This is a genomic window from Arthrobacter sp. YAF34 (assembly GCF_052113245.1).
GTDB lineage: Bacteria > Actinomycetota > Actinomycetes > Actinomycetales > Micrococcaceae > Arthrobacter.
Map to the genome: position 1 here is coordinate 1 of NZ_JBFRCV010000047.1, position 505 is coordinate 505.

Here is a 505-nt window from a genome sequence, read left to right on the forward strand (position 1 = left end):
AGGCGGCGGACCGAATGTAGGCCAGGGCGTTATCGGTCATGACTTCGCTCACGGGTGCACCGTTCGCGGCCATGAACGCTGCGGCGTTGGTCAGGAATTGGGCGCAGGTCCGCCCTTTCTCGTCCGGTAACACCTCGACATACGCCAGAGGGGAGTGGTCATCCACGGCAACGTGGACGTAGTCATAGCCCAGCCCGCGGCCTTTCACAGCTTCGCTGCGGCCGTGGACCCGCCACCCGCCTCCATCCGGGATCTTCCCGAGCTTCTTCACATCAATGTGCAGCAGCTCCCCGGCSGTGTCGCGTTCATAGCGGTGGTCGGTGGCCCGGCCGGCCCTGATGCGTTCGCCGCTGATYGGGTCCAGTTCCCACAACCGGGGCAGCCCGGCCCGGGCAATGATCCGCGAGACCGTGCGGACCGGGACCTTGCAGCGTTCGGCCAGCTCGACCGGGCCTTCGCGGTGCTTCACACGTGCCGCGAGTACCTCCTCGATCTTCGCCTCGGC

Annotated in this window: 1 pseudogene; it reads right to left on the bottom strand. The window is 66.8% G+C overall.

The annotated features are described in order from the left end of the window. Positions 1–505: pseudogene (locus tag AB4Y72_RS19700) on the bottom strand (IS481 family transposase); the annotation flags it as partial.